Origin of the sequence: Streptomyces lincolnensis (assembly GCF_001685355.1) — a bacterium.
Classification (GTDB): Bacteria; Actinomycetota; Actinomycetes; order Streptomycetales; family Streptomycetaceae; genus Streptomyces; species Streptomyces lincolnensis.
Map to the genome: position 1 here is coordinate 1858095 of NZ_CP016438.1, position 19560 is coordinate 1877654.

The window sequence follows — 19560 nt, forward strand, 5'->3', positions numbered from 1 at the left end:
GAGGCGCTCACCCCAGAGGCACCGGCTCCAGCAGCCCCACCGGCCACGTGTGCACCGGCTCCCCCTTGTGCATCAGATCGCGGTAACGGCGGGTCGTGGCGGCGAGCGCGGCGTCGCGGGAGAGGCCGGTTTCCAGGGCCCGGTGGAACGTGGCCGACTGCCAGGACGCGCCGTTGACCCGGCGCCGGCACCGCTCCTCGATCACGCCGAGGTAGTGGTCCCGGTCGGCGGGTTCGACGCCCCACGCGTCCAGCCCGGCCTCGGCGAGCGGCAACAGTTCGTCGCGTACGAGACTGACCGCGTCGATCTCGGCCGTCCCGCCGTACCGGCCCCCTCGGGGCCAGACCAGCCGGGCGTCGATCCCGTGGCGGCACGCGGCGTCGAAGTTGGCCGCGGCCGCCTCGAACGGCATCCGGGTCCACACCGGCCGCGACTCCTCGGCGAGGGCGCGGACGACGCCGTAGTAGAAGGCCGCGTTGGCGACGACGTCGGTGACGGTGGGGCCGGCGGGCAGGACGCGGTTCTCGACGCGCAGATGCGGGACACCGTCGGCGATGCCGTACACCGGGCGGTTCCAGCGGTAGACGGTGCCGTTGTGCAGGACGAGTTCGGAGAGCTTCGGGACGCCTCCGGCGTCGAGGACGGCGAGGGGGTCCTCGTCGTCGCAGATCGGCAGGAGGGCGGGGTAGTAGCGCAGGTTCTCCTCGAAGAGGTCGTACGCCGAGGAGACCCACCGCTCGCCGAACCAGGTGCGCGGCCGCACCCCCTGGGCCTGGAGCTCGGGCGGTCGGGTGTCGGTGGACTGCTGGAACAGCGGCGGCCGGGACTCGCACCACAGCTCCCGGCCGAACAGGAAGGGCGAGTTGGCGCCCACGGCTATCTGCGCGGCGGCGACGGCCTGCGCGGCGTTCCACACGTCGGCGAAGCGGCCCGGGGTGACCTGGAGGTGCAGTTGCACCGAGGTGCAGGCGGCCTCGGGCGCGATGGACTTCGAGGTGCAGGTCAGCCGCTCCACACCGTCGATGTCGAGGGCGAACTCCTCGCCCCGGGCGGCGACGATCTGGTCGTTGAGCAGCGCGTAGCGGTCGACGTCGGAGAGATTGGAGGAGACCAGGTCGTCCCGGTCGAGCGTCGGCAGAATGCCGATCATCACGATCCCCGCGTCGAGCTCACCGGCTTTCCTGTCGGCATACGCCAGGGAGGTGCGGAGTTCCTCGGAGAGCCGATCGAATACCCGGCCACCCAATCGGTGTGGGGCTATGTTCACTTCCAGGTTGAACATGGCGAGTTCTGTTTGGAAATCTCGGCTTGCGATACGTTCGAGTACCTGCGCGTTCAACATTCTCGGCATGCCGTCCGCACCCGTGAGATTCAATTCGATCTCCAGCCCCATCAGGTTCCTGGGGCGGTCGAACCGCTTCTCGGCCAGGAGTCGCTCCAGCCCCGTCAGGCACTGCCGGAGCTTGTCTCGGTAGCGCTGACGATCGGACAGGTCGAACTGGCCTGCCACGACCTTCTCCCCCATCGAAGCGTCCCTCCTCGGATGGGCGGGCCATCAATCCGGCCGCCGGTCGGTCCCGGGTCAGGTGGGATGATGCCCAGCGAGGACGATCGATAACGTCCCGGACGGGCCCGGAAGCCGCTACTCTGGCGGATGTGACCGGTGGCACATTCACCGGGCATGGTGCAGTGTGCGGTTTCGAGTTCCCCGAGAAACTCGTGAAAAACGCCGACGAGAATGGGCCGACCGCCGCCGGAGCATTTCCCGAGGTCATCACTGGTACGGCCCGCAGGGAATCGGGATGATTCCCGCGAATCGCCGACCGAATGAACCCTTGCCCGATCCGGCGAAAGCGGCTAGACGAAACATCGTGTGAACATGCGTCGTATAAACTCCGCGAACAAGGCAGAAGGCCGGCGCTCGGGCCCTCGAACCTGCCGTCAGGTGACGTGCGGCAGGCCTCACCCGCACCCTTGGTCACCGGACCACGACTCCGGCCTCTCTGACCCCGTGAGCTGACAGCGCCGTCCGCCCCCGCCCCGCCCGCGCGCCCCTGTGCCTGTCGAATGAGAGGCGACCCACCATGCCGTTGCGTGTCCCCCCGGCTCCCACGCCCGCCCTGCGTTCCGTCCTCACCGCCCTCGGTTCTCCCACCGCCGTCCGTGAGGCCCGGACCCCTTCCCTGCTCCACGCCAAGGGGCCGGCCACGCCCGAACTGCCCCTGCCCGTGCACGTCCTCGACGGCGTCGATCCAGCGGGCACTCCCGCCACCCGGCTGGCCGGCTGGCGTTTCCTGATCCACTGCGGCGGCCGTGCGGTGGCCGCGGCGGAGACCATGCTGACGCCGGACGGCTGGGCGTTCTCGCGCTTCTTCGAGGGCCCGTACATCGCCTCCACCGAGCGCGCGCTGCGCCAGGCCGAGACCATGACCCAGGCCTACCAGCCGCGCCTGCTGTCGATCCCGCGCCTGTACATGCTCACGCTCTGGCTGCACGGCGACTGCGCTTCGGACGCCGCCACCGGCCATCCCGCCGCCACCGACCTGCTCGTCCCGCTGGCTCCCGCGCCGCCCGGTATCGCCGCGCACCGGCCGCACCGGGTCTCCGAGCTCCTCCCGGTGCTGACCCACCGGGTGACTCCGGCCCCACTGCTCGGCTCACCGGCCTGAGATCCCGCGACACCCTCGTACCCCGCCCCTCGAATTCCGGGTAGCGGGGTACGACTGTGTATTCGGCGCCCATAGAGTCGTGGGGAGAGTCATACGGAGAGAAGAGCGGTAAGGGCAAAATCCCTCGAAGCCTATTTCGCTCGTACGAGCAGTTAAAGGCTCGAACGAGCCGGACAAGGCCTCTTCCCCGCACGGACTAGCCCCTTCCGGCCATCTCGAACCACCCGAAGGGACAGTGCAGTTGGGATGAACCATCCGACCGGGCGATGCGTCATCAACCTGTGAAGAGATGGTGATGCGAAATCCCTGCGGATTGACGCCCGGGGGGCAACACTGGGTTCGGACCAAGTTTCGCAACGGGGGACCGAGATGACCACGACACAGCGAGAGATCCCACCAATGTGCCAGCACCAGCCACTGTGCCCGACAGCCGATTCCGCCGACCGGGAATCCGCCCGCCTCATGGCGCACCACCCGGAGCAGGGCTGGAGCCTGCTGTGCAACGGCGTTCTGCTCTTCGAGGACACCGGCGAGCTCCTGCCGGACGGACGAGTCATCGCTCCGCACCGCCCGATGGGCGGCGTACAGGTGATGACTGCCGCCTGAGCCGAGCGGCACGGGCGATGCACCCCGCCGCCCGCAGTACTCCAGGGGCCGGCTCGCAGCGACCGACTGCGCACCGGCCCCGACGTATGTCCAGGGGCGATCACTCCCTGTGATACCTTGTGTATACCCCCACGTTCCGGAAGACTCCTGGAAGTTTCGTGGACCTGCTCGGTGAGCAGGGACTCCGACGGAGGTGGGGAAGTGGCAGCACGCGAGGCCGACGCCGAGCCGGTGCACGAGGCCCGGGGCAAGGTCACCATCACGGAGATCGCCCGGGAGGCCGGCGTCTCGGTACCGACGGTGTCCCGGGTGGTCAACGGACGGTCCGACGTCTCTCCGTCGACCCGGGCTCGGGTCGAGGACCTGCTGCAACGGTACGGCTACCGCAAACGCCCGGCCGCTCCCGGCACCCGCGCCGCCCTGCTCGACCTCGTCTTCAACGACCTGGACAGCCCCTGGGCGGTGGAGATCATCCGAGGTGTGGAGGAGATCGCCCACGCGTCCGGTGTCGGCACGGTCGTCTCGGCGATCCACGGGCGCAGTGGCGACGCCCGTGAATGGCTGCGCAATCTGCGGGCCCGCGCCTCCGACGGCGTCATCCTCGTCACCTCGGCCCTGGAGCCGATCCTGCACGAGGAGTTGCGCATTCTCGGCGTCCCGCTGGTGGTGGTCGACCCGGCGGGCTCCCCCGCCCTCGACGTCCCCACCATCGGCGCCGCCAACTGGTCGGGCGGCATGGCGGCCACCGAGCACCTGCTGTCCCTGGGGCACCGCAGGATCGGCCTGATCGCGGGCCCGCCCCGGCTGCTGTGCTCCCGGGCCCGCTTCGACGGCTACCGCGCGGCCCTGGAGGGAACCGGTCTCGCCGTCGACGCCTCCCTCGTGGTCCCCGGCGACTTCCATCCCGAGTCCGGGTTCACCGGCTGCAACGCCCTGCTGGACCTGCCCGAGCCGCCGACCGCGCTGTTCGCGGCCAGCGACCAGATGGCGCTGGGCGCGATCGAGGCGCTCCGGCGGCGCGGTCTGCGGGTGCCGGAGGACATGAGCGTGGTCGGTTTCGACGACCTTCCGGAAGTGCGCTGGTCGGCCCCGCCCCTGACGACGGTGCGCCAGCCGCTCGCCGACATGGGCAAGCTGGCCGTCCGCACGGTGCTGCGTCTGGCCCGTGACGAGCAGCCCGACTCACCTCGGGTGGAACTGGGCACGGAGCTGGTGGTCCGGGCGAGCACGGCTCCCGTCTGACCGCCGTCTCCCCCGCACACAGGCGTTCCCGGGTGCCCTCCCCTAGGGGGCACCCGGGAACGGTCTCGGTACCGGCAACTACTTCCTGAGCGCCTCCCGTATCGCGAAGTACGCCGGCTTCGGGGCCAGTTGCTCGTCCCACGGCAGTGCCGCGCCCTCGCCGTCGAAGAACGCCGGGATCCACGAGTACTTGTCCGTGTAGTCCCACAGCGTGATGCCGACGCACCGCCGCACCGCGAGACAGGCCTCGGTCACGTCCCGGTACCAGTCGGCCTGTTGGGCCAGCTTCTCCTCGGTCGCCGGCAGGATCATCCGGATGTCGACCTCGGTGAGCGCGGTGTCGAGGCCGAGCCGGGAGAAGCGCCGGAGGTTGTCCTCCAGGGTGGTGGGATAGCCGTACTGGAGTGCCAGATGGGCCTGGAGACCGATGCCGTCGAGCGGGACGCGCTGGGCCTTCAGCTGCTTGGCCAGGGTGTAGTAGGCGTCGCTCTTCGGGCCGACCGCCTCGATGTTGTAGTCGTTGAGGTAGAGCTTGACCTTCGGATCGGCCTGGCGGGCCCAGCGCAGGGAGTCGGCGATGTAGCCGGGGCCGAGCGTCTTGTAGAAGATCGTCTCGCGGTAGGTGCCGTCCTCGTTGAACGCCTCGTTGACCACGTCCCAGGCGAAGACCTTGCCCCGGTAGTGCCGTACCTCGGTCTGGATGTGCTTCTTCAGTACGGCCCTCAGCTCGGGCGCGGTCCACTCGCGCGAGGTGAGCCAGTCGGGGAGCTGGCTGTGCCAGACGAGCGTGTGGCCGCGCACCTTCTGGCGGTTGGCCCGGGCGAGGTTCACGATCTCGTCGCCCTGGGAGAAGTCGAAGACGCCCTGCTCGGGCTCGGTGGCGTACCACTTCATGCCGTTGCCCGGCGTGATCTGGTCGAACTCGCTGCCGAGGATGGCCTTGTACGGCTCGTCGACCAGCTCGGGGTTGTCGGTGGCGCTGCCGTAGTAGCGGCCGTGGCGCTCGGCGAGGTCGGCGAGGGTGGGCTGCTTGTCCTGGGCCTGGGCGGGTGCGCCGATCCCGGTGGCGACCAGGATCGCGGCGGCTGCGCCGACGAGTCTGAGACGGTTCTTGCGCATGGTGCGACTCCTCACGTGCGGATGTGTGGGCGAGCCGTACAGGACCGCCGTCAGCCCTTCGTGGCGCCGGCGGTCAGTCCGCCGACGAGCTGGCGCTCGGCGACCGAGTAGAAGGCGAGGGCGGGGACCATCGCCAGGACGAGATAGGCGAAGACGCGGGCGTACTCGGCGGAGTACTGGCCCTGGAACTGCTGGACGCCGATCGGCAGCGTCCACCAGGTGCTGTCGGTGAACACCAGCAGCGGCAGCATGAAGTTGTTCCAGCTGGTGACGACGGCGAGCACCGCCACCGTGCCGAGCGCGGGCCGTGCCATGGGCAGCAGCACCCGCCAGAAGAAGCCGAAGGAGCTGCACCCGTCGAGAGTGGCCGCCTCCTCCAGCTCGCCCGGGATCTCGCGGAAGAACGCGCGCAGGATGATGATCGTCATCGGCAGCCCGAACGCGGCCTGCGGCAGGATCACGCCCAACGGGTTGTCCAGCAGGCCCATGGAGCGCAGCAGCAGGAACAGCGGCAGGGCCGCCACCGCGAAGGGGAACATCAGCCCCAGCGTGAAGAAGGTGAACAGCACCTCCCGCCCCCGGAAGGCGAACCGGGCGAAGGAGAAGGCGGAGAGCGCGGACACCGCCACCACGAGCACGGTCGTGCCCACCGCGATCACGGTGCTGTTGCCGACCAGCCGCCAGAAGTCGCCCGAGCCGAGGATGTCGGTGTAGTTGCCGCTCAGCCAGTGCTCGGGCAGTCCGAAGGGGTTGCGGGAGAGCTCGTCGGTGGACTTGAAACCGGACAGGACCGCGTAGACCAGCGGAACGACCATCAGGGCGCCGACGAGGACGAGGATCAGGTGCAGTGGCAGGGTACGTGCCGGCGATCCCGTGGTCTTGCGGCTCACTTGCCGTCTCCCCTCATCGTCGTGGTGGCCCCTTCGAGGTCACGGCGGAGCACGAACCGCTGGTAGGCGAGCGCGAAGACGAGGCAGATACCGAACATGACCACGCTGATCGCGCTGGCGTAGCCGACCTGGTAGCGCTTGAAGCCGTACTGGAACATGGTCACGGCCATGGTCTCGGAGTGGTGGTCCGGTCCGCCCTGGGTGATCACCCACACCAGGTCGAACAGCTGGATCGAGCCGATGACGGACAGGAAGATGCTGATCCGCAGGGTGGGCGCGATGAGCGGCAGGGTGACACTGCGGAAGCGCTGCCAGGCACTGGCGCCGTCGATCAGCGCGGCCTCGGTCAACTCCTTCGGGATGGACTGGAGTCCGGCCAGGCAGAGCATCATGTGGAAGCCGAAGTACTTCCACGTCATGACCACGAACAGAGTCGCCATGACGTAGGAGGGGTCGGCGAACCACTCCCCTCCCAGCCCGTCGAGACCGATGCCGCCCAGCAGGTGGTCGGCCAGTCCGTCGTCCGGGGCGAAGATCATGGCGAACAGCACGCCGGTGATGGCCTCGGACAGGACGTAGGGCGCGAAGAAGAGCATCCGGTAGACCGCCCGGCCGCGCAGCCGCTGGTTCAGCAGCACCGCCATGGCGAGCGCGAACGGCAGCTGGATCACGAGCGAGAGCACCACCAGGACCAGGCAGCGCCACAGGTCCCCGAGGAAGACCGGGTTGTCGAAGAGGTGGGTGAAGTTGTCCGTACCGATGTAGTCGGAGGGCATGCCGAAGCCGCCCCAGCGGAAGAAGGCGGCGTACAGGGCGAACAGCATCGGCAGCAGGACCAGCCCCATGAACAGCACCAGGGCGGGCACCTGGAAGCCGACCGCGGTCAGCCAGTGCAGTACGCGCCGACGGACCCGCCCCCGGGCCCTGACCGTCTCCGGGGGCGGGTGGTCTGCGTCGGGACCGCTCCGCTTGTCTGCGAGGAACGTGGAGGTCATCGCCGGCTACTGCTCTTCCTTCGCGGCCTGCGTGATCGACTGGGCGACCTGCTCGGGGGACTTGGAGCCGGCGATCAGCGCGGCCACGCTGTCGTTGACCTCCTGGCCGACGGCGGGCGCGTACGCCTGGTCCAGATAGAGCTGGAAACCGGTGGCGCCCTTCAACTGGGCCTGGACCAGCTTGATGTTGGGGTCGGTCAGGGCGCTCTCGGCGCCGGGGACCACCGGGATGACGCCGGTCTTCTTGACCAGTTCCACGTCGGTGGCCTCGGAGGCGAAGAACTTCAGGAAGTCCACGGCCGCCTGCGGTGCCCCTCTGCGCAGCGCGTGCCCGCCACCCCCGCCGAACACCTCGGTGATGGCGCCCTTGCCGCCCTCGACCGCGGGGAACGGGAAGAAGCCGAGGTCGTCTCCGAGGCCCTTGCCGGAGTCGGCCTGCACGACCGGCGCCCACTGGCCCATCAGCTCCATCGCCGCCTTGGAGTTGCCGACGGCGGCGGCCTGGCCGGTGGGGGTGGAGTACGCGGCGTTGAGGAAGCCCTTCTGGAAGGGCTGGAGGTCGACGAGGGTCTTGAGGTGCGCGCCGGCCTGGACGAACTCGGTCCCGGTGAAGTCCTTGTCGTCGTAGGCCTTCGCAAGGGCCTCGGCCCCCGCGGTGCGCATCGCGAGGTAGGCCCAGTAGTACATGCCGGGCCACTTCTCCTTGCCCGCGAGGGCGATGGGGGTGATGTTCTTCGACTTGAGCTTGGACACGGCCTCCAGGAAGGCGCCCCAGGTGGCGGGGGGTTCGCTGATGCCGGCCTGCTTGAAGAGGGCCTTGTTGTACCAGAACCCGATCATGCCGATGTCGAACGGGATGCCGTAGACCTTGTCGTCGAGCAGGTACGGCTCCTTGGCGACCGACAACAGGCTGTCGCCCCAGGGCTTGGTCCTGTCGGTGAGGTCCTCGACGAGGCCGGCGTCGACCTGCTGCTTGAGGACCCCGCCGCCCCAGGTGTGGAAGATGTCGGGGAGCTTGCCCGAGGCGATGAGTGCCGTCATCTTCGACTTGTAGGCGTCGTTCTCCAGCTGAACGATCTTTATCTTCACCTTGGGGTTCTGCGCCTCGAACTTCTTGGCGAGGCTCGCCCATACGTTCTTCGCCGGCTGGGTGGTGGTGATGTTCCACCACTCGATCGTGGTCGTCCCGTCCGACGACCCTCCGTCCGAATCGTCGCCGCAGCCGCTCAGTGCCGTCACGCCCAGACCGGCAGCGGCGGACGCCGCCAGAAAGCCGCGGCGGGACAGTGCCGGGTCGCCCATGATGCGCTCCTTGAGTACGGGACGGAGCGTCCATGTCCGTCCTGTGGAACCGAAAGTTTCGGAACAGATCCAGAAAGCTTCGTTATGTTGCCGCACCCTAGAGACAGCGCCCAAACGGTGGCAACCCCTTGTACGTGGGGAATCTTCGAGGCGCCTGTCGCCAACTTGTTCCGGAAAGCGTCGGGTTCAGTCGGAGGAGGGCCTGTACGCGAACCAGTCGAAGGCCACGGTGCCCTCGGTGACGTACATGCCGACGACCCGGCCAGTGAAGCCGCCGGCGACCTGGGTCGACAGATAACGGCCGTCGAGTTCCGCCAGAGGCACGTCGCCGACCCGCAGAACCACCACGTCAGGGCCTCCGGCACGTAGCCCCGGCACGTCCTGACCGGTCGGGGACACCGGGTCCTGCGTGCGGATCTCGACGGTCAGCGTGAGCGGCCCCGGAGGGACCGGTTGCCGTGCCAGACGCTGCCGCACCGGTCCGATCCGGGCGATCACGCTCGCCTCTCCCCCGGCGATCTCCAGGTCGTAGTGATGGGCCTCGTCCATGCGGACGGACAGTCCGCCGCGGCCCGTTCCCGGGTCCAGCCGTGCCTCGACACGGCAGTCGGGGTGCTGCTGGCGGCGTCCGACGAAGGTGTGGCCCGGCCGGTCGAGACTGTCCCCGGTCGCGTGCAGGGTGAGATGCCCGGGACGTTCGCTCAGCGACCAGGAACCGTCGGGCCTGGCGCGCGGAGAGATCCAGTACGGCGCCAGCTGCTCGGCGTCGAAGTCGTCCCGCTCCGGCGGGAGTTCGACGGGGTGCCAGGCGGCCGGTGCGGGATGCCGCTCGCGCACCGGACCGACCCGCGGCCAGCCGTCCACCCACCGCACCGGCGCCAGAAAGGTCTCCCGGCCCAGGACGTGGTACTGCGGGAAGTACCCACGGGGGCGGGTGCCGAGCAGCAGCATCCACCAGCTGTCGTCGGGCGCCTGGACGAGGTCGGCGTGGCCGGTGCACTGGATGGGCCGGTCGGTACCGCGGTGCGACAGGACGGGGTTGGACGGGGCCGGTTCGTAGGGGCCTCGCGGGGAGCGTGAGCGCGCGATCGAGACGCCGTGACCGAGGTCCGTGCCGCCCTCGGCGAGCATCAGGTACCACCAGTCGCCGATGCGGTACAGGTGCGGCGCCTCCGGGTGCTGGAGTCCCGTCCCGGACCACACCGGAAGCGGGCCTTCCAGCACCTTTCCCGTCGCCGGGTCGATGCGCGCCACCCGGACACCGGCGACCGCGCACCAGCAGGCGCCGTCCTCGTCCCAGGCGAGGTCGGGGTCGATCCCGGGCACGTCGATCCACACCGGGTCGGACCACGGCCCCTCGGGCCGCTCGGCGGTGACGAGGAAGGTGCCGCCACCGGCGACATTCGTCGTGATCATGTAGAAGCGGCCGTCGTGATGACGGAGCGTCGGGGCGTAGATCCCGGCCGAGGCCACCGTGTCGTCGGGCAGCTCCAACTGCCCGGGTCTGTCCAGGACGTTGCCGATCTGACGCCAGTGCACGAGGTCACGGCTGTGGAAGAGCGGCACGCCCGGGAAGTACTCGAAACTGGAACACACCAGGTAGTAGTCCTCGCCCACGCGGCACACGCTGGGGTCCGGATGAAAACCGCCGATGACGGGATTGTCGTAGCTCCTCATGTGCGTCTGCCCCTCCGAGGACCGCACCAGGACGACCGAAACATTCGACCTGGCTGGCGAACATTACGAAGCGGACTGTAGGAGGGCCGAGGGGATGCGACAAGACGGCCTACGGGCCGGGGACTCGATCCCACCGGGCGCCGCTACGCCCATGACGCTGGGTGTCCGTCCCTGACCGTGCCACTTCTGCGCCGACGGGCAAGCAGGACATCCCCAAAGCCGCCGATTCCAGGAGGAGACAGCGCTCACCAGGCCAGTCTTAACGGAAGCTTGACGCTCGCGGCCCCTTCATCCACAGGCCCGGGTGTCACTCTCCGCATACGCTGGCTTCGCCGTCCGCCGACGGCCGAACCGAGCTGAGAGCACCTCAGGAGCACGCCCGATGGCCACCACCGACCTCGCATCGCCCAGCCGTCTGCGCTCCTGGATGCTCCAAGGTCTCTCCGACATGGGCAAGACCGGCGGCCACACGGGACCGCACGCCGAACCGGAGCCCCCGCACAAGGGGCAGCGCTGGTGGCGGGTGATGTGCCTGACGGGTGTCGACTACTTCTCCACCCTCGGCTACCAGCCCGGCATCGCCGCCCTCGCGGCCGGCCTGCTCTCCCCGATCGCGACGATCGTGCTGGTGATCGTCACCCTGGCCGGCGCCCTGCCCGTCTACCGGCGCGTGGCCGAGGAGAGCCCGCACGGCGAGGGCTCGATCGCGATGCTGGAGAGGCTGCTGTCCTTCTGGAAGGGCAAGCTGTTCGTTCTCACCCTGCTCGGCTTCGCCGCCACCGACTTCCTGATCACCATCACCCTGTCCGCGGCGGACGCCTCGACCCACCTGATCGAGAACCCGCACCTGACCAGCACCCTGCACGACCACAAGATGCTGATCACGCTCGTCCTGGTGGCCCTGCTCGGCGCGGTGTTCCTCAAGGGCTTCCTGGAGGCCATCGGTGTCGCGGTCGCCCTGGTCGGCCTCTACCTCGGCCTCAACGTCGTCGTCGTGATCGTCGGTCTGTGGCACGTCATCACCGAAGGGCACGTGATCACCGACTGGTCCAGCGCCCTGACCGCCGAGCACGGCAACGTCTTCGTCATGATCGGTGTGGCGCTGATCGTCTTCCCGAAGCTCGCCCTGGGCCTGTCCGGCTTCGAGACCGGCGTCGCCGTCATGCCGCACGTCAAGGGCGACGACGGCGACACCGAGGAGCACCCCACCGGCCGCATCCGCGACACCAAGAAGCTCCTCACCGCCGCGGCGCTCATCATGAGCGTCTTCCTGATCGCCACCAGCTTCATCACCACCCTCCTCATCCCGGAGAAGGAGTTCGAATCCGGCGGCAAGGCCAACGGCCGCGCCCTGGCCTACCTGGCCCACGACTATCTGGGCGGCGTCTTCGGCACGGTCTACGACGTCTCGACCATCGCCATCCTCTGGTTCGCCGGCGCCTCCGCGATGGCCGGCCTGCTCAACCTGATGCCCCGCTATCTGCCCCGCTACGGCATGGCCCCGCACTGGGCCCGCGCCGTCCGTCCGATGGTCATCGTCTTCACCCTGGTCGGCTTCCTCGTCACCTGGGTCTTCGACGCCGACGTGGACGCCCAGGGCGGCGCCTACGCCACCGGCGTCCTGGTCCTGATCAGCTCCGCCGCGATCGCGGTGACCATCGCCGCCCGCAAGGCCGGACAGCGCAACTGGACCATCGGCTTCGCGATCATCTCGGCCGTCTTCCTCTACGTCACCGTCGCCAACGTCATCGAACGCCCCGACGGCGTGAAGATCGGCGCCTGCTTCATCGCCGCCATCATCCTCGTCTCGCTCCTGTCCCGGCTGGCCCGCGCCTTCGAGCTCCGCGTGACCAGCGTGACGCTCGACCCGATGGCGGAACGATTCATCCGGGACATGGCCAGCCGCAAGATCCGCTTCATCGCCAACGAGCCCGACCAGCGGGACAAGGCCGAGTACCACGACAAGATCGAACAGATCCGCGAGGACAACGACATGCCCGGCGACGACTTCGTCTTCGTCGAGGTCACCGTCCTGGACCCGTCCGAGTTCGAGGCGAGCCTGACCGTACGCGGCGAGGTCCTGCACAACCGCTACCGGGTCCTGACCCTGGAGTCCTCCTCCATCCCGAACGCCCTGGCGGCCCTGCTCCTGCACGTCCGCGACACGACCGGCGCCACCCCGCACATCTACTTCGAGTGGACCGAGGGCAGCCCCTTCCACAACTTCCTCCGCTTCTTCCTCTTCGGCCAGGGCGAGGTCGCCCCGGTCACCCGAGAGGTCCTCCGGGAGGCGGAACCGGACCGGGCCCGCCGGCCGCGGGTGCACACGGGGTGAGGCGGCGGGGTGTGCCGGGCATGGCCGAGCGCCGGCTTGAGCGAGCACGGGGCTTGAGCGAGCACGGGGTTTGACCGAGCACCGGGCACGACCGAGCGCCGGGCATGACCGACCCCCCACCCCACCTCCGCCTCGACGCGCCTATCGTGACCGGCATGCAGTCCTACACCATCGGCCAGGCAGCGCGACTGCTCGGCGTGAGCCCCGACACCGCCCGCCGCTGGGCCGACGCGGGCCGGGTGGCGACCCACCGCGACGAGGGCGGGCGACGCCTCATCGACGGGCGCGACCTGGCCGCCTTCTCGGTGGAACTCGCCAAGGCCGGAAGCGCCGAGGAGGGCACGTCGTACACCTCCGCCCGCAACGCCTTCCCGGGCATCGTCACCGCCATCAAGCTGGGCGACGTCGCCGCCCAGGTCGATATCCAGGCGGGCCCTCACCGGCTCGTCTCCCTGCTGACCCGCGAGGCGGTCGAGGAACTCGGCCTGGAGGTCGGCATGGAGGCCACCGCCCGCGTCAAGTCGACGAACGTACATATCGACCGGTCCTGAACCGCACCGGCGCCACTCACCTGTAGAAACGCACATGCATACCTGACCCGCTCCCTCCTACCGCTCATGCGATGCGACAGGAGACTTACGCCTCGCACCTGCGGAAGTATGATCGACGCATCGGGGGACCTCAGCGGGCCTCCCGCGAACAGACCGAGGGAGTGGCCCCGTGATGACCCGTTCCGTGCGCCGGACCAGCCGGCCCAGCCGGACGAGCCGGATCCACCGGCCTCGCCGGACCCACCTGAGCCACCGGTTCCTGCAAACGGCAGCGGTGGGCACGGCCGCCCTGCTGACACTCGCCGCCTGCTCCTCGTCCGGTTCGGACACCACCTCCTCCTCGTCCTCCGAGCTCTCCGGCACGGTGACCGTCTTCGCCGCGGCCTCGCTCCAGGAGAGCTTCACGGCCCTGGGCAAGGAGTTCGAGAAGGAGCACCCGGACACGAAGGTGACCTTCAGCTTCGGCGGCAGCGACTCCCTCGCCGCGAGCATCACCAGCGGCGCCCCCGCCGATGTGTTCGCCTCCGCCAGCCCCAAGACGATGAAGATCGTCACAGCGGCCGGAGACACCTCCGGTACACCCGCCACGTTCGTCCGCAACCAGCTGGAGATCGCCACCCTGCCGGGCAACCCCGACAAGCTCGCCTCTCTGAAGGACCTCACCAGGCCCGGCCTGAAGGTCGTCCTGTGCGACAGCACGGTCCCGTGTGGCGCCGCCGCCCAGAAGGCTCTGGAGGCCGGCGGCCTCAAGCTCACGCCGGTCTCCTACGAGCAGGACGTCAAGGGCGCCCTGACCAAGGTCGAGCTGAAAGAGGCGGACGCGGCCGTCGTCTACAAGACCGATGTGAAGGCGGCGGGTGACAAGGTGGAGGGCGTGGACTTCCCCGAGTCGGCCGACGCCGTCAACGACTACCCGATCACCCTGCTCAAGAACGCGGGCAACCCGGAGGCCGCCAAGGCGTTCATCGAGCTGGTGCGGTCGGCCGAGGGCCAGAAGGTGCTGGGCGAAGCCGGGTTCCTCAAGCCGTGACGGGACCCGACAGGACCGGCACCACGGCCGTCACCCTGGAGAACGGGCCAGCTGGAGCGGGCGGACCGGCCGGACCACGGCGTCGGCGTGTCCGCCGGACCGTCCCCCTCCCCCTGCTGCTGCCTGCCCTGGTCGGCCTCGCCTTCCTCCTGCTCCCCCTGCTCGCCCTGCTCGTACGGGCACCTTGGAGCAGCCTCCCGGAGCAGCTGACCAGTGCCGAGGTCTGGCAGGCGCTCCGGCTGTCCCTGGTGTGCGCCACGGCCGCGACCGCGCTCAGCCTGGTCATCGGTGTCCCGCTGGCCTGGCTGCTGGCCCGCACGGACTTCCCCGGCCGCGGCCTGGTCCGTGCCCTGGTGACCCTGCCCCTCGTCCTGCCCCCGGTGGTCGGCGGTGTGGCACTCCTGCTGGCCCTCGGCCGCAACGGCATCGTCGGACAGTGGCTGGACGCCTGGTTCGGCATCACGCTCCCGTTCACCACGGCCGGCGTGATCCTCGCGGAGACGTTCGTGGCGATGCCCTTCCTCGTCATCAGCGTGGAGGGCACCCTGCGCGCCGCCGACCCCCGCTACGAGGAGGCCGCCACCACCCTGGGCGCCTCCCGCTTCACCGCGTTCCGCCGGGTCACCCTCCCCCTCATCGCCCCGGGCATCGCCGCCGGCTCCGTGCTCGCCTGGGCCCGCGCCCTGGGCGAGTTCGGCGCCACCATCACCTTCGCCGGCAACTTCCCCGGCCGCACCCAGACGATGCCCCTCGCCGTCTACCTCGCCCTCCAGACCGACCCCGCCGCCGCGATCGCCCTCAGCCTGGTCCTCCTGACCGTCTCCATCGCAGTCCTGGCGGCCCTCCGAGACCGCTGGATGACCACCACATGACACCCCCACCCACACCCGCCGACGCCCTCCCCCCGGAAGAACCAGCCGCACCCGCCGACGACGCTCAGCCCCCACAGGGGCCACCCGCACCCGACAACGAATGCCGCACGGGTGGTGCGGGTGGGAACGACAACCCGGCCGAAGGCCGGGTGCCCCCCACGCACCCGCACTCGAAAGCAGGTCTCAACGCCCACCTCGTCATCGACCGCACCCCCACCTTCCGCCTCGACATCACCCTCACCGCCACCCCCGGCGACGTCCTCGCCCTCCTCGGCCCCAACGGCGCCGGCAAAACCACCGCCCTACGAGCCCTCGCCGGCCTCACCCCCCTCACCAGGGGCCACCTCCACCTCGACGGCACCGACCTGCACGACACACCCCCCGAACACCGCCCCGTAGGCGTCGTCTTCCAGGACTACCTGCTCTTCCCCCACCTCACCGCCCTGGACAACGTCGCCTTCGGCCCCCGCTGCCGAGGCGCCACCAAGTCCGAGGCCCGCGCCCAGGCACAGGACTGGCTCCACCGCATGGGCCTGAAGGAACACACCACCACCAAACCCCGCCGCCTCTCCGGCGGCCAGGCCCAACGCGTCGCCCTCGCCCGAGCCCTCGCCACCCACCCCCGCCTGCTCCTCCTCGACGAGCCCCTCGCCGCCCTGGACGCCCGCACCCGCCTGGAGGTACGCGCCCAACTCCGCCGCCACCTGGCCGAGTTCGAGGCCGTGGCCGTACTGGTCACCCACGACCCGCTGGACGCCATGGTCCTGGCCGACCGCCTGGTCGTCATCGAGCACGGCAGGATCGTCCAGGAGGGCACCCCCGCCGACATCGCCCGCCATCCCCGCACGGACTACATCGCCCAACTGGTCGGCCTCAACCTCTACAAGGGACAGGCCGACGGCCACACGGTCCGACTCGACGCGGGCCCGGCCATCACCACGACGGAGGACCTCACGGGGCAGGTCTTCGTCGCGTTCCCCCCGAGCGCCGTGACCCTCCACCGCGACCGTCCCACCGGCTCCAGCGCCCGCAACCTCTGGCACTGCGAGGTGGCCGGCCTGGAGACCCACGGCGACCAGATCCGCGCGGACCTCACCGGCGAACTCCCCCTCGCCGCCGACCTCACCACGGTCGCCGCGGCGGAACTCGACCTGCACCCGGGCGCCCCGGTCTGGGCGACCGTCAAGGCGACGCAGACCCACGCGTACCCGGCGTAAGCCAAGGGCTCCGCCCATCAGGACGGAGCCCTTCACGCACGTACCGCGCCTCAGTCCTCGTACGCGTCCAGCGGCGGGCAGGAACACACCAGGTTCCGGTCCCCGAACGCCTGGTCGATCCGGCGCACCGGCGGCCAGTACTTGTCGGCGGCCGAACCACCGCTCGGGAACACGGCCTCCTCACGGCTGTAGGCGTGCTCCCACGTCCCGCCCAGCGCGGCGGCGGTGTGCGGGGCGTTCCGCAGCGGGTTGTCGTCCGCGGCCCACTCCCCGGAGCCCACCTTCTCGATCTCCCCGCGAATGGCGATCATCGCCTCGCAGAACCGGTCCACCTCGGTCAGGTCCTCGGACTCGGTCGGCTCGATCATGAGCGTCCCGGCCACCGGGAACGACATCGTCGGCGCGTGGAACCCGTAGTCGATGAGCCGCTTGGCCACGTCGTCCACGCTCACGCCGGTCGCCTTCGTCAGCGGCCGCAGATCGATGATGCACTCGTGCGCGACCAGCCCGCCGGGCCCGGTGTAGAGCACCGGGTAGTGCGGTTCGAGCCGCTTGGCGATGTAGTTCGCGCTGAGCACCGCCACCTGCGTGGCCCGCTTGAGCCCCTCGCCCCCCATGAGCCGCACATACGCCCACGAGATCGGCAGGATCCCGGCGGAACCCCAGGGCGCGGCCGAGATCGGCCCGACACCCGTCTCGGGCCCGGCCGCGGGCTGCATCGGGTGGTTCGGCAGATACGGCGCCAGGTGTGCGCGCACACCCACCGGCCCGACGCCCGGACCACCGCCGCCGTGCGGGATGCAGAAGGTCTTGTGCAGGTTCAGGTGCGAGACGTCACCGCCGAAGTGCCCGGGCTTGGCCAGCCCCACCAGCGCGTTGAGGTTCGCCCCGTCGACGTACACCTGCCCGCCGGCCTCGTGCACCTGCGCGCAGATGTCGGCGACATGCTCCTCGAACACGCCGTGCGTCGACGGGTAGGTGATCATCAGCACCGACAGCTCGTCCCGGTACTGCTCGATCTTCGCCCGCAGGTCCTCGACGTCGATCTCGCCGTCCTCGGCGGTCTTCACGACGACGACCTTCATCCCGGCCATCACGGCACTCGCGGCATTCGTGCCGTGCGCGGACGACGGAATCAGACACACGGTCCGCTGCTCGTCCCCGTTGGCCCGGTGGTACCCGCGTACGGCGAGCAGCCCGGCCAGCTCCCCCTGCGACCCTGCGTTGGGCTGAAGGCTGACCTTGTCGTACCCGGTGACCTCGGCGAGCCGCTCCTCCAGCTCCTGGATGAGCGTGAGGTACCCCTGGGCCTGCTCGACGGGCGCGAAGGGGTGCAACTGCCCGAACTCCGGCCAGGTGACCGGCTCCATCTCCGTGGTCGCGTTGAGCTTCATCGTGCAGGAGCCCAGCGGGATCATGCCACGGTCGAGCGCGTAGTCACGGTCGGCGAGCCGACGCAGATAGCGCAGCATCGCGGTCTCGGAGCGGTACTGGTGGAACACCGGGTGCGTGAGCACGTCATCGGTGCGCAGCCGCACCTCCCGCAGCGCGTCCTCGGTGACCGCGTCGAGCGCCTCGATGTCGCCCTCGACCCCGAACGCGTCCCAGACTGCGGCCAGTTGGGCCCGCTTGGTGGTCTCGTCACAGGCGATCGACACGTGATCGGCGTCCACGAGCCACAGGTTGACACCGTTCTCCCGGGCCGCGGCGACGACCTGCGCGGCCTTCCCGGGCACCCGTACGGTCAAGGTGTCGAAGTAGGAGCCGTGCACCACCTCGACCCCGCCCGCGGTCAGCCCCGCGGCCAGGAGGGACGCGTACCGATGCGTCCGCCGCGCGATGGTCCGCAGCCCCTCGGGCCCGTGGTAGACGGCGTACATCCCGGCCATGACCGCCAGCAGCACCTGCGCGGTACAGATGTTGCTGGTCGCCTTCTCCCGCCGGATGTGCTGCTCACGCGTCTGAAGGGCCAGCCGGTACGCCTTGTTCCCGTCGGCGTCCACGGACACCCCCACGAGCCGCCCGGGCAGGCTGCGCGCGAACTTCTCGTGTACGGCCATGTAGCCGGCGTGCGGCCCGCCGAAGCCCATCGGCACACCGAACCGCTGGGTCGTCCCCACGGCGATGTCCGCCCCGAGCTCCCCCGGCGACCTCAGCAGCGTCAGCGCCAGCAGATCGGCGGCCACGGTCACCAGCGCGCCGAGCTCGTGCGCCTGGTCGATCACCGGCTTGATGTCGCGTACGGCACCGGAGGCGCCCGGGTACTGAAGGAGCACGCCGTTGATGTCCCGCGCGGCGATCTCGGCCGGAATACCGTCGCTGAGGTCGGCGACGACCACCTCCGTGCCGGTCGGCTCGGCGCGGGTCTCGATCACGGCGATGGTCTGCGGCAGTACGTCCGCGTCGACCAGGAAGAGCCCCTTCTTGTTCTTGCCCATGCGCCGCGACAGCGCGACGGCCTCGGCGGCGGCCGTGCCCTCGTCGAGCAGCGAGGCACCGGAGGTCGGCAGCCCGGTCAGGTCGGCGACCATGGTCTGGAAGTTCAGCAGGGCTTCGAGCCGCCCCTGGGAGATCTCCGGCTGGTACGGCGTGTAGGCCGTGTACCAGGCCGGGTTCTCCATCACGTTCCGCAGGATCACGGGCGGGGTGAACGTCCCGTGGTACCCGAGCCCGATCATGGAGTCGAGGACCTGGTTGCGGTCGGCCAGCGACCGCAGCTCGGCGAGCACCTCGGCCTCGGTGCGCGCGCCCGGGAGCTCCAGCGCGTCGGCGTTCTTGATCACATCCGGGACCGCGGCGGCGGTGAGCTCGTCCAGCGAGCCGTACCCGACCTGCGCGAGCATCTTGGCCCGCGCCTCCTGGTCGGGCCCGATGTGGCGCTGCTCGAACGGAATGCCCTGTTCGAGCTCGGAGAGCGGAGTGCGATGGGCGGTCATTACGGAGGCCTCCTGGTCTGACACGACCTTCGAGGGGTCACCACGGCGTGGGTACCCGGACGGCCTCCCCCTCTGTCATCTCAACCTGAGAGCTTCACCGGCCGCCCGAGGGCAACCGG

At 69.7% G+C, this 19560-nt stretch carries 15 protein-coding genes; 8 read left to right on the forward strand and 7 right to left on the reverse strand.

Features of this window, described 5'->3' with window-relative positions; all coding sequences use genetic code 11:
- Positions 1 to 7: 7 nt before the first annotated feature.
- Positions 8 to 1525: a glutamate-cysteine ligase family protein gene (locus tag SLINC_RS08205; protein WP_067428570.1), complete on the reverse strand. Its 1518-nt coding sequence runs from the start codon at positions 1523 to 1525 to the stop codon at positions 8 to 10.
- Positions 1526 to 2084: 559 nt separating this feature from the next.
- On the opposite strand from SLINC_RS08205, the gene SLINC_RS08210 reads away from it, so the two are divergent.
- From SLINC_RS08210 to SLINC_RS08220, 3 genes are all read left to right on the forward strand, one after another.
- Complete coding sequence (locus SLINC_RS08210; protein ID WP_067428573.1) at positions 2085 to 2669, forward strand: hypothetical protein; 585 nt, start codon at positions 2085 to 2087, stop codon at positions 2667 to 2669.
- Between the two features lie 399 nt (positions 2670 to 3068).
- The gene (locus SLINC_RS08215) at positions 3069 to 3275 is read left to right on the forward strand and encodes a DUF5999 family protein (RefSeq protein WP_067428577.1); all 207 of its coding nucleotides are present in this window, start codon (positions 3069 to 3071) and stop codon (positions 3273 to 3275) included.
- Between the two features lie 201 nt (positions 3276 to 3476).
- On the forward strand, positions 3477 to 4517 hold the full coding sequence (locus SLINC_RS08220) for a LacI family DNA-binding transcriptional regulator (protein WP_067428580.1): 1041 nt from the start codon (positions 3477 to 3479) through the stop codon (positions 4515 to 4517).
- A gap of 78 nt (positions 4518 to 4595) precedes the next feature.
- Here the strand turns inward: SLINC_RS08220 and SLINC_RS08225 are convergent, their stop codons facing one another.
- The 5 genes from SLINC_RS08225 to SLINC_RS08245 all read right to left on the reverse strand — a co-directional run bounded on the left by SLINC_RS08225 (position 4596) and on the right by SLINC_RS08245 (position 10500).
- Entirely contained in the window at positions 4596 to 5636 is a 1041-nt protein-coding gene (locus SLINC_RS08225; protein WP_067428583.1) for an endo-1,4-beta-xylanase, read from the reverse strand.
- A gap of 50 nt (positions 5637 to 5686) precedes the next feature.
- Positions 5687 to 6451, reverse strand: coding sequence for a carbohydrate ABC transporter permease (locus SLINC_RS08230; protein ID WP_225988488.1), 765 nt, complete (start codon positions 6449 to 6451; stop codon positions 5687 to 5689).
- Positions 6452 to 6522: 71 nt separating this feature from the next.
- Complete coding sequence (locus tag SLINC_RS08235) at positions 6523 to 7521, reverse strand: carbohydrate ABC transporter permease (RefSeq protein ID WP_067428590.1); 999 nt, start codon at positions 7519 to 7521, stop codon at positions 6523 to 6525.
- 6 nt (positions 7522 to 7527) lie between these two features.
- A complete protein-coding gene (locus tag SLINC_RS08240) occupies positions 7528 to 8823 on the reverse strand; it encodes an extracellular solute-binding protein (RefSeq protein WP_067428592.1) in 1296 nt (431 codons plus the stop codon).
- Positions 8824 to 9009: 186 nt separating this feature from the next.
- Complete coding sequence (locus SLINC_RS08245) at positions 9010 to 10500, reverse strand: glycoside hydrolase family 43 protein (RefSeq protein WP_067428595.1); 1491 nt, start codon at positions 10498 to 10500, stop codon at positions 9010 to 9012.
- Positions 10501 to 10882: 382 nt separating this feature from the next.
- Here SLINC_RS08245 and SLINC_RS08250 point away from each other — a divergent pair, with 382 nt between their 5' ends.
- The 5 genes from SLINC_RS08250 (at position 10883) to SLINC_RS08270 (ending at position 16505) form a co-directional block, all read left to right on the forward strand.
- Positions 10883 to 12835 (forward strand): APC family permease, encoded by a 1953-nt coding sequence (locus tag SLINC_RS08250; protein ID WP_067428598.1) that lies wholly within the window; start codon positions 10883 to 10885, stop codon positions 12833 to 12835.
- Positions 12836 to 12990: 155 nt separating this feature from the next.
- Positions 12991 to 13386, forward strand: coding sequence for a TOBE domain-containing protein (locus tag SLINC_RS08255; RefSeq protein WP_067445156.1), 396 nt, complete (start codon positions 12991 to 12993; stop codon positions 13384 to 13386).
- Positions 13387 to 13558: 172 nt separating this feature from the next.
- Positions 13559 to 14416 (forward strand): molybdate ABC transporter substrate-binding protein, encoded by an 858-nt coding sequence (gene modA, locus SLINC_RS08260; RefSeq protein ID WP_079164453.1) that lies wholly within the window; start codon positions 13559 to 13561, stop codon positions 14414 to 14416.
- A gap of 35 nt (positions 14417 to 14451) precedes the next feature.
- A complete protein-coding gene (locus SLINC_RS08265; RefSeq protein ID WP_067445158.1) occupies positions 14452 to 15288 on the forward strand; it encodes an ABC transporter permease in 837 nt (278 codons plus the stop codon).
- Positions 15289 to 15437: 149 nt separating this feature from the next.
- Positions 15438 to 16505: an ABC transporter ATP-binding protein gene (locus SLINC_RS08270; RefSeq protein WP_067428601.1), complete on the forward strand. Its 1068-nt coding sequence runs from the start codon at positions 15438 to 15440 to the stop codon at positions 16503 to 16505.
- Between the two features lie 50 nt (positions 16506 to 16555).
- Here the strand turns inward: SLINC_RS08270 and gcvP are convergent, their stop codons facing one another.
- Positions 16556 to 19441, reverse strand: a complete 2886-nt coding sequence (gcvP, locus tag SLINC_RS08275) for an aminomethyl-transferring glycine dehydrogenase (RefSeq protein ID WP_067428602.1) — start codon at positions 19439 to 19441, stop codon at positions 16556 to 16558.
- Between the last annotated feature and the right edge of the window lie 119 nt (positions 19442 to 19560).